Below are 14,925 nucleotides of genomic sequence, written 5' to 3'. Positions count from 1 at the left end.
CGCAGGTGTGGTCCGGCGGCGCGGTGGCGGGCTCGACCACCGCCGACTTCCTGCCCGGCGGGCCGCAGCACGGCCACGTCGCCTTCACCCGCCACCGCCCCCCGCTGATCATCATGAACTGGGGCATCAACGACTGGCTCCAGCGGGTGCCGGTGCAGACCTACCGGCAGCAGTTCCAGGCGATCATCGACGAGGTCCGGGGCTACAGCCCCGACAGCCTCATCGTGCTGCTGCACAGCCCCTGGGTCTACCACCCGCGCTACACCGCCGAACTCGGCCCCCAAGCGCCCTACGGCGAGGCGATGCGCGAGCTGGCCCTGGCCAACAACCTGCCGATGATCAACCTGGAATGGGCTTTCCCCGGCGACAACCGCTGGGGCGGCTACCACGAGGACCTGGTCCACCCCAGCAACGCGGGCAACAACACCATCTTCGGCATCGTCCGCGAAGTCGCCATGCAGTTCTGCTCCCCGCGACGACCCGGCGGCCTGCCGCAGGGCGGCTGACACGCCACCGGACACCACGGCGACCAGCAGGCGGGGGCATCTCCTGCCCGCCCTCGCCGGCGATACGCCTGGTGCGGAAGGACGATCAGGCCGGAGGCGCGAGACCCCTCGGGGTGCGGGAACCCGTTCTGCGCGTCGACGACGAGAACTGCGGTGGTGGGCGCGGCAGTCTCACCAGGGCACGGTCCCGGCGTCCTCGAACAGCCCGCCGCTCGGGCCGTCGTCGGGCAGCGTGGCGAGCCGGATGGCGATCCTGGCCCCTTCCTCGGCGGTGCTGGTGCCCTGGAAGTCGTTGAAGTCGGTGGCGACGTAGCCGGGGCAGGCGCCGTTGACCTTGATGCCGGTGCCTGCCAGCTCCCTGGCGTACTGGACGGTGATCGCGTTGAGGAACGTCTTCGACGGCGCGTAGGCCCCGCTGGGCCCACCCAGGTCGACCTCCGGCGCGGTCTGCAGGGTCAGCGAGGACAGGTGGCTGGACTGGTTGACGATGCGCGGGTGCGCGGAGCGGCGCAGCAGCGGCAGCATCGCGTTGATGACCCGGACCACGCCGATCACGTTGGTCTCCACCACCGCCCGCAGGTTCTCCGGTGTGACGGTCGAGGGCGCGTCCGGCCACACCCCGGTGATGCCCGCGTTGTTGACCAGCACGTCCAGCCGCCCGGCGCGCTGGTCGACCAGCGCGGCGGCGGCCGCGACGCTCGCGTCGTCGGTCACGTCCAGCGGCACTCCGAACGCGTCGACGCCCACCGCCCGCAGCTTCGCCACGGCGTCCTCCCGGCGGTGTCCGTCGCGCGCGCCGACGCCGACGCCGCAGCCCAGCGCGCCGAGGCCGGCCGCGATCTCGTACCCGATTCCCTTGTTCGCACCGGTGACCAGCGCGATCGTCCGTCCGCTCATGCCGTTGATCGTGGCCGGGCACCGGCGCGGCACCAACACCGCCCGAATCAGGCAGCGATACCCGACGGGTATGGATCGGCGCTAGCCTGGGCCGGTGGAGGCACGGGAGTTGCGGTACTTCGTCGCGGTCGCCGAGGAGTTGCACTTCGGCCGGGCCGCCCAGCGCCTGGGCATCGCCCAGCCACCGCTGTCGCGGGCGATCACCCGGTTCGAGCGGCGGCTCGGGGTCGCGCTGCTGGAGCGCACCAGCCGCAGGGTCTCGCTCACCGAAGCGGGGTCGGTGCTGCTGGCCGAGGGCCGGGCGATCCTCGGCGCGATGGCGGCCGCGGAGCGGCGCACCCGGCGGGCCGCGACCAGCAGGCCCTCGCTCGTCCTGGCCACCAAGGCGGGTGCCTGCGGGGACCTGCTGGCCGAACTGCTCGACGCCTACGCCGCCGAGCCGGGCGCCGTCGCCGTCGACCTGCTGCTGTGCGAGTCCCAACCCCAGCGCGAGCTGCACGACGGCCAGGCCGACGTGGCGCTGCTGCACCAGCCGTTCGACTCCACGGCCGGGCTGGACACCGAGATCCTCAACACCGAGGGGCAGATCGCCATCCTGCCCTCCGCGCACCCGCTCGCGAGCAGGTCCCGCGTCCGGATGGCCGATGTCGACGCCCTGCCCGACCTCCCGCCCGCCCGCTGGCCCCACCCCGACGGCGGCTACCCCGACGGCCCCGGCCCGGAGGTGCACAACCAGACCCAGCTCTTCCAGCTGATCGCGCTGGGCCGCACCACCGTGGTCATGCCCGAGTCCAGCAGCGCCAACCTGATCGACGGCCTGACCGCCGTGCCGGTGCTGGACGCGCCCGCCGTGACCACGGTCATCGCCTGGCCGCCGCACAGCCGCTCACGGGCGCTGGCCGACCTGGTCCGCACGGCCACCGCCCTGGCGGAGTCCTCTGTGGACGATTCTGGTCCATTGAGGACCGACGAGCGGGGGGACGGTCAGCCGGCGCTGGCGAAGGTCGGCAGCGTGAGCGCCGAGTAGGCGGGCCGCTCCACATCGCCGGGCATGGCCGAGAGGGAGCGCAACCTGGCGTTGCGCTCCGCCAGCGCCTCGGCGGTCGGGGGGATCAGGGTGCCGCTCCCCTCTTCGACGAGGGCCTGGTTCATCTCCACGTACCCACGCGTGCCGCGTTCGTAGGCGTCGAACGCCTCGGCGTGGCCGGGCTGGCGGGCGAGTTCGCCCGCCAGCACGTAGGCGCCGACCAGGGCCAGACTCGACCCCTGCCCGGTGAAGAACGAAGGGGCGTAGGCGGCGTCGCCGACCAGGGCGACCCGGCCGCTGGACCACCGGGGCAGGCGGATCTGGCTGACGACGTCGAAGAACAGGTCGTCCGCGGCGCGCATCGCGGTGAGCATCCTCGGCACCTGCCACTCGTCGTCGGCGAACACCGAGCCGATGAGGTCGCGCTGCGCGGCGGGATCGCGGAAGGCGTCGAAGGGCGGCTCGGGGCGGGTGAAGCTGAGGAAGCCGTGCACCTCGTCGCCGTCGCCCGCGGCGTAGAGGGCGGCGGAGCGGCCAGGGCGGTTCCAGAGCACGCCCTCGTGGGAGAGCCCCAGTTCATTGGGCATGGTGAACCCCGCGAAGCAGTAGCCGAGGTAGCGGTGGAACCGCTCCTCGGGGCCGAAGACGAGTTCGCGGGTCGACGAGTGCAGGCCGTCGGCCCCCACGACGAGGTCGAAGGTCCGCCGTGCACCGCCGCGGAAGCCGACGTCCACACCGCGGTCGTGCTGGTCGAGCGCGGAGATGGAGTCGTTGAAGAGGAATTCGACGTCGTCGCGGACGGCGCCGTAGAGGACCTTGGTGAGGTCCCCTCGGGGCAGTTCCACGTCGTCGCCGTCGTCGCCGACCGTCGTGGCGGTCGGGAGGGAGGTGACGGGACTGCCGTCAGGGTCGAGGAAGGTGATCCTGCGCGTGTCGACGTGCGCCTCCCGGAGCCGGGGCAGGACCCCCATCCGCCGGACGACCTCCACGGCGGTGCCCCGGATGTCGACGGGGTACCCACCGCCGCGGGGTGCGCCCGCCTTCTCCACGACCGTGACCTCGAAGCCGTGGCGGTTGAGCCAGAAGGCCAGCGCCGGACCGGCGATGCTGGCCCCGGAGATCAGGACCGAGCCCTTGGACGAGGTGTTCACGCGTGCTCCTCCCCGGTCGGGCGCGCACGGCGGCCGACCAGATAGCTAAGTCAGGTATCCTTTTTCGCGGCGCACCGGTGCCTCGCACTCGTGCCACCCCTGACAACTATATACCTAACTTAGGTATCGAAGTGGGTTGAGATGAACGACACACCGGCTCGGCGGTCGGCCGAGGAAGGCGAACCCGGAGTCGACCTGCTGGCGGTGCTCCCCCGCCTGACGCAGCTCAGCGGCATGCTCAACCGCAGCCGCCTGGTCGAGCGGGCGATCGACCACGCCGGGATCACGCTGGACCGGCCCGCGCTGTCGGTGCTGATCGTGCTGCACATGGCGGATCAGCCGCTGCGCATCGGCGAGATCGCCAAGCGCATGCAGGTCGTCGGACCGCACGTCACCCGCCAGCTGCACGAGCTGGAGCGGCGCGGGCTGGTGCGCCGGGTCGTGGACCCAGACGACCAGCGGGCGCGCCTGGTGGAGCTGACCCCCGAGGGGGCCGGACTGGCGGGCCGCTACCTGCGGACCATCCTCGGCTGGCTCACCGACGCCCTCGCCGACTGGTCCGAAGAGGAGCGCCGGACCTTCGGCCGCCTCCTCGCGCGGTTCGCCGACGACCTCACCGCCCGGCTGGCCGCCCTCGACGACGGGGAGCCGACCGCCCCCTGACGCGCGGGCGGGGTCGGTGCGGCGCGCGCACCGCGCCGCATCGACGACAGGCAAACGCTGTCCTGCCCGGTGTCCGCCATCGCCGCCGAGGTGCGCGGGGCGGACCGCGGCGCCGTCGCCCCCCACTCCGCGACCGCGTGGCGGGGGGCGGGCCCAGGGCGAGCGGGCGCGGTCAGCTGGGGAGGAGCTTCGCGACGTCGGGGGCGTAGACGGTCATCCAGTGCGGGTGCAGCCGGTAGTAGACGACATCGTTGTCCCAGTCGAAGCCGTCCTCGCCGTAGAAGTCCTTGAAGTAGGCCAGCAGCTCCGGCCAGTCCGCGGCGGGCTCGCCGTCGCGGGGGTTGAGCACCTCTACCGCGCCGTGCGTGAACACGCCGAGGTCCTCGCCGCGCAGGTGCGCGGCGCTGACGGCGGGACGGGCGGCGAGGTGGCGCGCCTTGGCCGCGGTGGGCGCCGTGCCGAAGTGCCACTTGCCGTGCAGGAAGTGCCCGTCCACGGCGCTGACGCGCGGCTCGCCCTTGGCCGTCACGGTGGACACGGCCAGCGTGCACATGCCGGTCAGGACGCGGGTGAGCTGCCGCGCGGTGATCGTGCTCTCGGCGACGATCGAGCGGAGGTGGGCGGTGGAGCGGGACAGGGAGGCGTCGAGCAGGGACTGGAGCGCGTCGAGTTCTTCCGCCGTTTCACGCATGGGACCACCATAGGCAGGACCGGGTCGACCGCCGCACCGGATCGCCGCGCGCTAGGGGTAGTAGCCCTGGACCGGGATCTTCGCCTCGTCGTACAGGTGGGGCCCGTCGGCGGGCACCTCGCGGAAACCGCCGGAGGTCTTCAACCCGTCGAGCTGGTCGGTCGACAGCGCGAACACCACGCGCCCGATCCCCGAGCGGGCCAGCGCCCCCGCGCACATCCCGCAGGGCTGGCAACTGGTGTACATCGTGGTCCCCGCCGCGGTGGCCGCGTCCAGCGACCGGGCCGCCCAGCGGGCCAGCTTCAGCTCCGGGTGGGCGGTGATGTCGTCGTCGGTCAGGCTGGAGTTGCGCTCCTCCGCCAGCACCGCCCCGTCCGGTCCGACCAGCAGCGACCCGAACGGCGGGTTCCCGCCCGCCCGCGCTTCGGCCGCCAGCGCGATGGCCCGCCGCAGGTGCTCTTCGTCCACCGGAACTCCTCCCACGCCGGTCACCACGTGGTCGAGGCTACGACCGGAACGCGGGACGCGGCCAACCGCATGACAAAGGATTGTCCTGCAGCTACTCCGTTCGGACCTTCACTTTTGTCGAAAACGTTCATAAGTTACAGGAGATCAACGCAAAAGTTACGCGATCAAGTGCGAAAGTGGCCCCCTGCCCCCTACGCCTCGTGGCCGATCTCCCTTCGGCGCCACCGCGAACGCGATCACCCCGCCGAACCGTGGCGCCGCGCCGAGTGCGGCTTCCCGCACTCCGTTCGGACCAGCCCCGTCGAGCCGGATGGAGAAGTATGGACGAACACGCCCAGACCGGGTGGTTGAGCAGGCTCATCTCCCGCCGCGCGGTGCTGACCACCACTGCGGTCGGCCTGACCGCTCCGGCGGTCGCGACCTCCGGCTTCGTGGCACCGCGCAGCGCGGCCGTGGCGCAGGCCGGAACCGTCAAGAAGGTCACCATCTACGCCGAAGCGCTGCCCGGCAACCTCTACGGCTACGGCCTGGAACCCGGCAAGGCCACGATCCCCGGCCCCACCCTGGAGGTCTACGAGGGCGACACGCTGGAGATCACCCTGGTCAACAACACCGACCGGCGGATGTCCATCCACCCGCACGGCGTGGACTACAGCACCGACTCCGACGGGGCGCCGCTGAACAACTCGTTCAACAACCCCGGCGAGACCCGCGTCTACACGTGGCGCACCCGCGAGATGACCAGCGCGGGCGACGGGAGCAGGCGGTTCATGCCGGGCAGCGCGGGCTACTGGCACTACCACGACCACGCCATGGGCACCGACCACGGCACGCTGGGCATCGCGCGCGGCCTGTACGGCGCGCTGGTCGTGCGCCGCCGCGGCGACCTGCTGCCGGACAAGCAGTTCGTCGTGGTGTTCAACGAGATGTCGATCAACAACCAGGTCGCGCCGAACACGCCGATCTTCGAGGCCGACCTCGGTCAGCGGGTGGAGTGGATCGCGATCGGCCACGGCAACCAGTTCCACACCTTCCACCTGCACGCCCACCGCTGGGCCGACAACCGCACGGGCATGCTGGAGGGCCCCGCGGACCCCAGCCAGGTCATCGACAACAAGGACCTCAACCCCGGCAGCTCGTTCGGCTTCCAGGTCATCGCGGGCGAGGGGGTCGGTCCCGGCGCGTGGATGTACCACTGCCACGTGCAGACGCACTCGGAGACCGGGATGTCGGGGATCTTCCTGGTCCGCAACGCGGACGGCACCATGCCCGCGGGCGCCCAGGAGGCCATCGACCGCTTCCGGGGCCACCCGCACGGCTCGGCGGACCCCGGCGCGGCGACGGCGCCGACCCAGCAGCACGGTCACCACTGACACGCGCGACCACCGACACGCGGCCGACACGGCCCGCCAGCGAAGGAGTTGGGGATGGGCAGAGGGTTTTCTCCAGGAACACGCCGCCGAACAGCTCGGGCACTGCTGGCGGTGACCGCCGCGGCGGCGGTGCTCGGCGGGTCCCTCATCTCGACCTCCGCCGCCGCCGCACCCGCGCCCCCGGTGGCCGCGGCCCCGTCCACCGCCGCGGCGGGCGTCTCGGTCCTGGTCTTCCACGGGCCGGTGGCGCGGCAGGAGGACCCCGTCGCGCGCGCCGCGGCGGTGTTCCGCGAGATCGGCGCGGCCAGCGGCATCACCGTGGAGGTGTCCTCCGACCCGTCGGTGTTCACCGCGCGCGGGCTGGCCGGGTACCGCGGCGTGGTGTTCCTGTCCGCCGATGGCGGCGAGCTGAGCGGTGATCAGGAAAGCGTTCTCCAGAACTACATCAGGGGTGGCGGCGGTTTCCTCGGCGTGGCCGACGCCGCCAAGGCGCAGCCCGACTCGACCTGGTTCACCGGGCTGATCGGCACCCGGCCGTTCACCGGCGACACCACCCCGGAGGCGGTGTCCGCGGTGGCGGCCAGCGCGGAGAACCCGCCCAACGAGACCAAGGAGAAGCTGACCGACGGCGACAGCCGGACCAAGTGGCTGGCGCGCACCCCCACCGCCTGGGTCTCCTACCGGCTGGGCACCGCCGCGGCGGTCAACCGGTACGCGCTCACCTCGGCCAACGACTCCCCCGGCCGCAACCCGCGCGACTGGACGTTGCAGGGCTCTTCGGACGGCACGACCTGGACCGACCTGGACCGCCAGAGCGGCCAGGTCTTCGACGAGCCCTTCCAGACCCGCACGTACCCCGTCGCCACCCCCCGGCCGTTCCAGCACTACCGGCTCAACATCACCGCCAACTCCGGGGAGCCGCTGACCCAGCTGGCCGACCTGCGGCTGCTCGCGGGCGACCCGACCCCCGCGCCCACGCCGGGGGTCAACCGGGCCGAGGTCAACGTGCTGGACCGGCAGCACCCGGCCACCAAGGACCTGCCGCTCAACGTGACCATGACCGACCGCTGGTACAACTGGGCCCCCAACCCGATCGGCACCGTGCACACCGTCGCCCAGGTCGAGGAGTGGGGCTACGACGCGGGCCGGGGCGCCAACGGCCCCTTCCACCCGGTGTCGTGGTGCCGCGACTACGAGGGTGGCCGGTCCTTCTACACCGGCATGGGCCACACCGAGGCCAGCTACGGCGAGCAGGCGTTCCGCGCGCACCTGACCGGCGCGCTGAAGTGGACCACCGGCATGGTGCGCGGCGACTGCCAGGCCACCATCGCGGCCAACTACAAGGTCGAGCGGCTGACCGCGGCCAACCAGCAGGGGCAGCTGGACCAGATCGGCGAGCCGCACGGCCTGACCGTCGCACCGGACGGCACGGTGTTCTACGTCGGCAAGGCGGCCTGCCCCAGCGGTCCGGTGGTCCCGTGGACCGACCCGAAGGTCGGGCTGGGCTGCGGCACGATCCACCAGTTCACCCCCTCGACCAAGCAGGTCAAGCTGCTGGCCACGCTGCCGGTGATGGGCAACCGCGGCAGCGGTTCGGAGCTGGTCAAGAACGAGGAGGGCCTGCTGGGCATCGTCCCCGACCCGCAGTTCGACCGCAACGGGTGGCTGTACATCTACTGGATGCCGCACGACACCGTGGATCGGGAGAAGCGCACCGGCAAGCGGACCATCTCGCGGCTGACCTACGACAAGGCCACCCAGAGCATCGACCTGGCCACCCGCAAGGACCTGCTGCAGTGGACCGTCCAGCAGCACAGCTGCTGCCACGCGGGCGGCGGCATGGCCTTCGACGCCAAGGGCAACCTCTACGTCGGCTCCGGTGACAGCAACTCCTCCGAGGGCTCGCAGGGCTACTCCGGCAACAACTGGACCGCCGAGTGGCAGGGCCTGTCCTTCCAGGACGCCCGCCGCACCGCGGGCAACACCAACGACCTCAACGGCAAGATCATCCGCATCCACCCCGAGCCCGACGGCACCTACACCATCCCGCAGGGCAACCTGTTCCCGCCGGGCACCGAGAAGACCCGCCCGGAGATCTACGTGATGGGCGTGCGCAACATCTCCCGGTTGCAGATCGACCCGGTCACCCAGTGGCTGACCGCCGCGTGGGTCGGACCGGACGCGATCGCGCCGAACCCGGAGCTGGGCCCGGCGAAGTACGAGACCGCGACGATCATCACCGAGGCGGGCAACCACGGCTGGCCGTACTGCATGGGCAACAAGCAGCCCTACCGGGACCGCAGCAACACCGACGCCACCCAGCTGACCGGTTGGTACGACTGCGACGCGCCCAAGAACAACTCACCCCGCAACACCGGCCTGGTGGACCTGCCGCCGGTGAAGAACAACATGATCTGGTACTCCCCCGGCGGCGGCGGTCCGGTCTTCCCGCCGCGGCCGGACGGCATCCCCACCTACAAGGCGGCCGACGCCACCTACACCCAGCCCTACCTGACCGGCGGCAGCCAGGCCGTGATGACCGGCCCGACCTACCACCGCGAGCTGGTCGACACCGCCAGCGGCGTGGCGTGGCCGCAGTACTGGGACGACAAGTGGTTCATCGGCGACCAGAGCAACTCGGCCAACCGGATCGCGGTGACCGTCGACCCGGCGGGCGTGCCGAGCGCGGCCGCCCCGGCGTTCGCCGAGACGCTGCGGGCGATCATCCCGCCGGGCACCGGCGGCAACCAGCTCTACAGCTGGATGGACGCCAAGTTCGGCACCGACGGCGCGCTCTACCTGCTCGACTACGGCGGCGGGTTCTTCACCCTGCACCCCAACCAGAAGCTGATCAGGATCACCTACCAGGGCGGGGCCAGCACGCCCGCGCCCGCACCGGCCTCGGTGGCCGTGCAGGACAAGCCGCTGACGGTCGCGTTCACCGGGTCGAAGTCCGGCGGCGTGTCCCACCGCTGGGACTTCGGCGACGGCACCGGCTCCGCCGAGGCCGACCCCCGGCACACCTACGCCAAGCCGGGCACCTACGAGGCCAAGCTGACGGTGTCCTACGCCGACGGCGAGACGCACACCGTGCCGTTGAAGGTCGACGTCGGCTGCGCCGTGCCCGACGACCGCGACTCGGTGTGGCTGGGCGGGGTCGACTCCAGTGTGCCCAACAAGCCGGTCGGCGGCGGCTGCACGGTCAACGACCTGGTCGACGACGAGAGCTCGTGGGCCGACCACGGCGCGTTCGTCCGGCACGTCACCGCGGTGGCCGACCGGTTGCAGCGCGACGGCGTGATCACCGCGCGGGAGAACAGCGCCCTGGCGCGCGCCGCGGCGCGCTCGGACGTCGGCACGGCCGCCAACACCGGCTACAAGCCGATCTTCGACGGCACCGCGCAGTCGCTGCTGGGCTGGACGCAGGCACCCTCCGGGTCGTTCTCGGTCCAGCCCGACGGCGTGCTGCGCTCCTCCGGCGGGCTGGGCATGCTGTGGTACTCCGACGAGCAGTTCGGGGACTTCTCGCTGCGGCTGCAGTTCCGCGACTCCTCCCCCGACGGCGCACGCGCCAACAGCGGTGTGCTCACCAGGTTCCCGGACCCGCGCACCCCGCTGGACCAGCGACCGCCGGACAGCTGCGGCACCGTGGGCAGCGCCCGCACCTCGCCCGCGTGGGTGGCCATCTTCTGCGGCCACGAGATCCAGATCTACGACGGCGAGACCGGCGAGACGCAGAAGACCGGCTCGGTGTACAACTTCGACCCCGTCGGCCTGCCCGGCTCCGGCGCGACCCCCAAGGGCGTGTGGAACGACTACGAGATCCGGGTGGTCGGGCAGCACTACACCATCATCCGCAACGGCGTGGTGATCAACGAGTTCGACAACGCACCGGGCAAGCAGTCCTCCCGCGCCGGTGACCCGCCGACCGACCTGCGGCAGTTCGCCGCCGGTTTCCTCGGGCTGCAGAACCACGGCACCAACGACGTGATCGATTTCCGCAACATCCGGGTGCGGTCGCTGTGACCGCCGGGCGGGTGGGCACGCGGGTGGGCGTGCCCACCCGCCCGCCGCACCCGGTCGCCCGCGCTCAGGGAAGGTGCTCAATGTCCCGACGTCCGATCGCCGCGCTGGCGGGCGCGCTGCTGGTGCTCTCCGCGATCACCGCGCTGCCCGCCTCCGCCGCTCCCCCGCCCGCGCCCGTCGCCGCCCAGGTGCTCACGTGGACCGCGGACAACGACATCACCCGCTACAAGTCCGCGCCCACCACGGCGGTGGCGGGCGCGACGACCATCGTGTTCGAGAACAGCGAGGCGACCGGCAACACCACCGGGATGTCGCACACGCTGACCTTCGACACCGAGACCCCCGGTTACAACCACGACGTCCCGGTCAACATCCTGGCCAACCCGTTCGACCCCGAGAACGGCAGGCACGAGGTCGACGTGGTGCTCACCCCCGGCAAGTACCGCTACTACTGCGCCATCTCCGGGCACAGCACGATGGTCGGCGAGTTCACCGTGGGCGAGGGGGGCGGCCAGGACACCACCCCACCGGCGGTCTCTGCCGAGGTGACCGGTCCGCGCGACGTCAACGGCGACTACGTCGGCTCCGCCACGGTCGCGGTGTCGGCCTCCGACGCCCAGTCCGGGGTGGCGCTGGTGGAGTACCAGGTCGACGACACGGGGTTCGAGCCCTACACCGAGCCGGTCCGGGTCACCGCGATCGGCGACCACTCGGTGCAGTTCCGGGCGACCGACGAGGCGGGCAACACCTCACCGGTCGGGTCCGTGCGGTTCCGGGTGGTCGAGCAGCCCTCGGACACGACTCCACCGACGGTGGCACCGGAGGTGGCCGGGACCAAGGACGCCAACGGCGACTACGTCGGCAAGGCCACGGTCACCCTCACCGCCACCGATGCCGACTCGGGGGTCCGCACCACCGAGTACAACCTCGACGGCGGCTCCTGGACCACCTACACCGCCCCGGTCGAAGTCACCGCGCCCGGCTCGCACATGGTCCACTACCGCGCCACCGACAACGCGGGCAACACCTCACCGGAAGGCATGACCGCCTTCACCATCGCCGCGAGCGACACCACCCCGCCCGACGTCGATGCCGCCGTGACCGGCGACCGGAACACCGACGGCGACTACGTCGGCAAGGCCACGGTCACCCTCACCGCCACCGACACCGGCTCCGGGGTCCGCACCACCGAGTACAACCTCGACGGCGGCCCCTGGACCACCTACACCGCCCCCGTCGAGGTCACCGCGATCGGCAGGCACACCGTCCATCACCGGGCGACCGACAACGCGGGCAACACCTCCCCCGAGGGCGCGGTGGAGTTCACCGTCGCGGAACGCCCCACCGAGGACACCACGCCGCCCGAGGCCAACGCCACCGTGACCGGCGACCGGGACTCCGGGGGCAACTACCTCGGCAGCGCGACGGTGACCATCACCGCCACCGACAGCCAGTCGGGGGTCGGGGTCGTCGAGTACAAAGTGGACGATGCCAGCTGGGCCCCTTACACCGCGCCATTCGCCGTCACCGCGCAGGGATCGCACACCGTCCGGTACCGCGCCGCCGACAGGGCGGGCAACAGCGCGCCGGAGAAGTCGGTCTCCTTCACGGTCGTGGCCGCGGGTGAGGACGCCTGCCCCGGCTCCGACGTCAGGGACACCGTGGTCATCGGGGACGACGACACCGGTGTGCCGAACGCGGACACCGGCAACGGCTGCACCGTCAGCGACCTGATCGACCAGCACGGCGGCCACACCGACCACGGCGCGTTCGTCCGGCACGTCGAGCGCGTCACCGGCGAGCTGGTGGCCAGGGGGCTGCTGACCCGCCGCGAGGCGGGCGCCATCGTGCGCGCGGCGGCGCGATCCGACATCGGCAACTAGACCCGTTCGCAGCAGCAGGGAGAACGAAGATGGCCAGACGGACCGCATCCGCACTCGCCACCATCAGCGTCGTCGCGGCTTCCATGATGTTCACCGCCCACAGCGCCAGCGCGGGCCTGGTCACCCACTGCGTGGGCAGTGGAGGGGCGGTCACCGTCCCCAACGACCTGCTCGTGCCCGCCGGCGAGTCCTGCTCGCTGGAGGGCACGACGGTCACCGGCAACGTGCTGGTGTCCGCGGGCGCCAACCTGGTGATCAGCGACGGCACCGTCAACGGCGAGGTCCGGGTGGCCGCCGACGGCTACCTGGACACCACCGGCACCCGCGTCGACGGGCAGGTCGTGCTCGCGCCCGGCGGGTTCGGGGCGTCGCTGAAGAGCAGCAGCACCGGCCGGGTCGTGCTGGAGCCCAGGGGTTCGGCGCAGGCGGAGGGCTTCCTGTTCGTGGAGGACGCCTCGGCGATCGACGGCGACCTCACCGCGGGCACCGGTGAGATCAGCGTGACCGACAGCGAGATCACCGGCAGCGTCAGCACCAGCGGCGCCTACTTCACCGACCTGCACGGCACCTTCGTCGACGGTTCGCTGTCGGTGCTGAACAACGCCACGGGCAGCGTCGTGTGCGGCAGCACGGTCCAGGGCAGGGCCACGTTCGCGGGCAGCCGGGGCGGGGTCCAGCTCGGCCCGAACGGCACGCTGGACACCTGCGCCTCCGGCGGCTACTTCGCCAGGGACGTCAGCATCTCCAACACCAGCGGGGGCCGCACGACGGTGGACGACAACATCATCAACGGGCGGCTCCAGCTGTCGGCCAACACCCCGGCCGCCGAGGTCGCGGACAACAACAGGATTCGCGGCGGCGTCTCGGGCGAGCACAGCACGCCCGGCGTGGCGGCCGCCACCGCCGCGGACACCCGCGGCACGGCCGGGCAGCGCGCCCGGGCGCGGGCGTCCGCGGCGGAAGCGGCGGTGGCGGCCAAGGGAGCCGCCCGCCTGTGAGGCGGTGAGCGACCCGGACCCGCGAGCGTCGCGGGTCCGGGTCCACCGGTCGGTGGTCAGTACCCGACGGTGAACCGCGCCCGGCGGTGCCGGGGCCGTTCGGCTTCGTCGAGCAGGGCCACCGCCAGGTCCTCCAGCGAGATGCTCGACCGACCTCCGGCGTCCACCACGAGGTCGTCGCGGCCCGACCGGTAGCGGCCGGTGCGCGGGCCGGGCACCAGCTCGGCGGGCGGGCTCAGGTAGGTCCAGTCCACATCGGACTCGTCGCGCAGGAACACCTCCAGTTGCGCGGTGCAGGCCAGCGCGATCGGCCGCAGCTCGGGCGGGAAGTCCGGTTCCTGCTGGACCAGCACGCCGTTGGGGGTGCGCAGGCTGCTCGCGCCGCCGACGACCAGCAGCCGGGTCGCCCCCACGCCCGCGAGCAGGGCCTCGGCCGTGGCGGCCAGGTCCCGCTCCCGCCCGGCGGGTGGGCGGGTCGCGCTGATGACGACGTCGCGTCCCGCGCTCAGCCGCCGCACGTCCGCGACGTCGTCGGCCGCGCCGAGCGCGAACCCCTCCCGCGGCGAGCGCGCCACCGGGGTGACCTCATGCCCGCGTCGCCGTGCTTCGGCCAGCACGCGCCCGCCGACCGATCCCGCCGCTCCGAACACGGTGATCCGCACCGCTTGTCCCTCCTCCGGTCTGTGCCGCGACCAGCGCGGCGAGCACGATCGCGGCGCCTGCCAGCTGCGCCGCCGTCAGGTCCTGGTCCAGGGCGAGCCAGCCCACCACCGCGGCGACCACGGGGCTGAGCAGGCCGAGGAACGCCACCTCGGTGGCGGGCAGCAGGCGGACGCCGCGGAACCACAGGCAGTAGGCCAGTGCCGCGCCGACGAGTCCGAGGTAGGCGTAGCCCGCGGCGTTCTCCGCCGTCACCCCGGTGGGCAGCCCCTCGACCGCGAGGGTGACCGGCAGCAGCAGCACCCCGCCCACCACCAGTTGCCACCCGGTGGTCGCCAGCAGCGGCGCGGGCGCGGGCCAGCGCTTGCCCAGCACCGTGCCCAGCGCCATCACGACCGCGCCGCCCAGCGCCGCCGCCACGCCGAGCCAGTCCAGCGCGGCGTCGGCCCGCAGCACGAGCAGGCTCACCCCGGCCACGCCCGCGACGGCGGCCAGCGCCACGCGGGCGGTCAGCCGCTGTCCCAGCAGGCCCACCGCGAGCCAGGCCACGACCAGCGGCTGGACCGCGCCGACGGTGGCCGC

13 protein-coding genes are annotated in these 14,925 nt (G+C 72.4%); 7 read left to right on the top strand and 6 right to left on the bottom strand.

The window, feature by feature from the left end; genetic code table 11:
* A partial coding sequence (locus tag IEZ00_RS34430) for an SGNH/GDSL hydrolase family protein (RefSeq protein WP_189227535.1) occupies positions 1-506 on the top strand: 506 nt, incomplete at its 5' end.
* Between the two features lie 171 nt (positions 507-677).
* On the opposite strand, the gene IEZ00_RS34425 is transcribed toward IEZ00_RS34430, so the two are convergent.
* Positions 678-1,403, bottom strand: a complete 726-nt coding sequence (locus tag IEZ00_RS34425; RefSeq protein WP_189227534.1) for an SDR family oxidoreductase — start codon at positions 1,401-1,403, stop codon at positions 678-680.
* Between the two features lie 94 nt (positions 1,404-1,497).
* Between IEZ00_RS34425 and IEZ00_RS34420 the strand changes: the two genes are divergently transcribed.
* A complete protein-coding gene (locus tag IEZ00_RS34420; protein ID WP_189227533.1) occupies positions 1,498-2,430 on the top strand; it encodes a LysR family transcriptional regulator in 933 nt (310 codons plus the stop codon).
* Here the strand turns inward: IEZ00_RS34420 and IEZ00_RS34415 are convergent.
* On the bottom strand, positions 2,388-3,581 hold the full coding sequence (locus tag IEZ00_RS34415; protein ID WP_189227532.1) for an FAD-dependent monooxygenase: 1,194 nt from the start codon (positions 3,579-3,581) through the stop codon (positions 2,388-2,390). The genes IEZ00_RS34420 and IEZ00_RS34415 overlap by 43 nt on opposite strands.
* A 141-nt stretch (positions 3,582-3,722) precedes the next feature.
* Here IEZ00_RS34415 and IEZ00_RS34410 point away from each other — a divergent pair, with 141 nt between their 5' ends.
* Complete coding sequence (locus tag IEZ00_RS34410; protein ID WP_189227531.1) at positions 3,723-4,244, top strand: MarR family winged helix-turn-helix transcriptional regulator; 522 nt, start codon at positions 3,723-3,725, stop codon at positions 4,242-4,244.
* Positions 4,245-4,416: 172 nt separating this feature from the next.
* Here IEZ00_RS34410 and IEZ00_RS34405 read toward each other — a convergent pair whose 3' ends face one another.
* Both IEZ00_RS34405 and IEZ00_RS34400 read right to left on the bottom strand, forming a co-directional pair.
* Complete coding sequence (locus IEZ00_RS34405; RefSeq protein WP_189227530.1) at positions 4,417-4,935, bottom strand: pyridoxamine 5'-phosphate oxidase family protein; 519 nt, start codon at positions 4,933-4,935, stop codon at positions 4,417-4,419.
* A 51-nt stretch (positions 4,936-4,986) separates the two neighbouring features.
* Positions 4,987-5,403, bottom strand: a complete 417-nt coding sequence (locus IEZ00_RS34400) for a nucleoside deaminase (RefSeq protein WP_229796383.1) — start codon at positions 5,401-5,403, stop codon at positions 4,987-4,989.
* 320 nt (positions 5,404-5,723) lie between these two features.
* Between IEZ00_RS34400 and IEZ00_RS34395 the strand changes: the two genes are divergently transcribed.
* The 4 genes from IEZ00_RS34395 to IEZ00_RS34380 all read left to right on the top strand — a co-directional run bounded on the left by IEZ00_RS34395 (position 5,724) and on the right by IEZ00_RS34380 (position 13,683).
* Complete coding sequence (locus IEZ00_RS34395) at positions 5,724-6,776, top strand: multicopper oxidase domain-containing protein (RefSeq protein WP_189227529.1); 1,053 nt, start codon at positions 5,724-5,726, stop codon at positions 6,774-6,776.
* 54 nt (positions 6,777-6,830) lie between these two features.
* Positions 6,831-10,802 (top strand): ThuA domain-containing protein, encoded by a 3,972-nt coding sequence (locus IEZ00_RS34390; RefSeq protein WP_189227528.1) that lies wholly within the window; start codon positions 6,831-6,833, stop codon positions 10,800-10,802.
* An 80-nt stretch (positions 10,803-10,882) separates the two neighbouring features.
* Entirely contained in the window at positions 10,883-12,685 is a 1,803-nt protein-coding gene (locus IEZ00_RS34385) for a cupredoxin domain-containing protein (RefSeq protein WP_229796382.1), read from the top strand.
* Between the two features lie 29 nt (positions 12,686-12,714).
* Positions 12,715-13,683 carry a hypothetical protein gene (locus IEZ00_RS34380; protein ID WP_189227527.1) on the top strand — a complete coding sequence of 323 codons (969 nt, stop codon included), beginning with the start codon at positions 12,715-12,717 and terminating at the stop codon, positions 13,681-13,683.
* Between the two features lie 56 nt (positions 13,684-13,739).
* Here the strand turns inward: IEZ00_RS34380 and IEZ00_RS34375 are convergent, their stop codons facing one another.
* Complete coding sequence (locus IEZ00_RS34375; RefSeq protein WP_229796384.1) at positions 13,740-14,300, bottom strand: NAD(P)-dependent oxidoreductase; 561 nt, start codon at positions 14,298-14,300, stop codon at positions 13,740-13,742.
* Positions 14,269-14,925 (bottom strand): EamA family transporter (locus IEZ00_RS34370; RefSeq protein ID WP_229796381.1); only part of this gene is annotated, 657 nt, incomplete at its 5' end. The genes IEZ00_RS34375 and IEZ00_RS34370, both read right to left, overlap by 32 nt.

Source organism: Saccharothrix coeruleofusca, from assembly GCF_014648515.1.
Classification (GTDB): domain Bacteria; phylum Actinomycetota; class Actinomycetes; order Mycobacteriales; family Pseudonocardiaceae; genus Actinosynnema; species Actinosynnema coeruleofuscum.
Note: the sequence above shows the minus strand (reverse complement) of the source record. Positions and strands in the feature narration are given on the sequence as shown.

Coding starts and splice junctions, on each gene's coding strand:
- IEZ00_RS34425 (WP_189227534.1), bottom strand. CDS start 1,403: ATGAGCGGACGGACGATCGCGCTGGTCACCGGTGCGAACAAGGGAATC.
- IEZ00_RS34410 (WP_189227531.1), top strand. CDS start 3,723: ATGAACGACACACCGGCTCGGCGGTCGGCCGAGGAAGGCGAACCCGGA.
- IEZ00_RS34405 (WP_189227530.1), bottom strand. CDS start 4,935: ATGCGTGAAACGGCGGAAGAACTCGACGCGCTCCAGTCCCTGCTCGAC.
- IEZ00_RS34395 (WP_189227529.1), top strand. CDS start 5,724: ATGGACGAACACGCCCAGACCGGGTGGTTGAGCAGGCTCATCTCCCGC.
- IEZ00_RS34390 (WP_189227528.1), top strand. CDS start 6,831: ATGGGCAGAGGGTTTTCTCCAGGAACACGCCGCCGAACAGCTCGGGCA.
- IEZ00_RS34385 (WP_229796382.1), top strand. CDS start 10,883: ATGTCCCGACGTCCGATCGCCGCGCTGGCGGGCGCGCTGCTGGTGCTC.
- IEZ00_RS34380 (WP_189227527.1), top strand. CDS start 12,715: ATGGCCAGACGGACCGCATCCGCACTCGCCACCATCAGCGTCGTCGCG.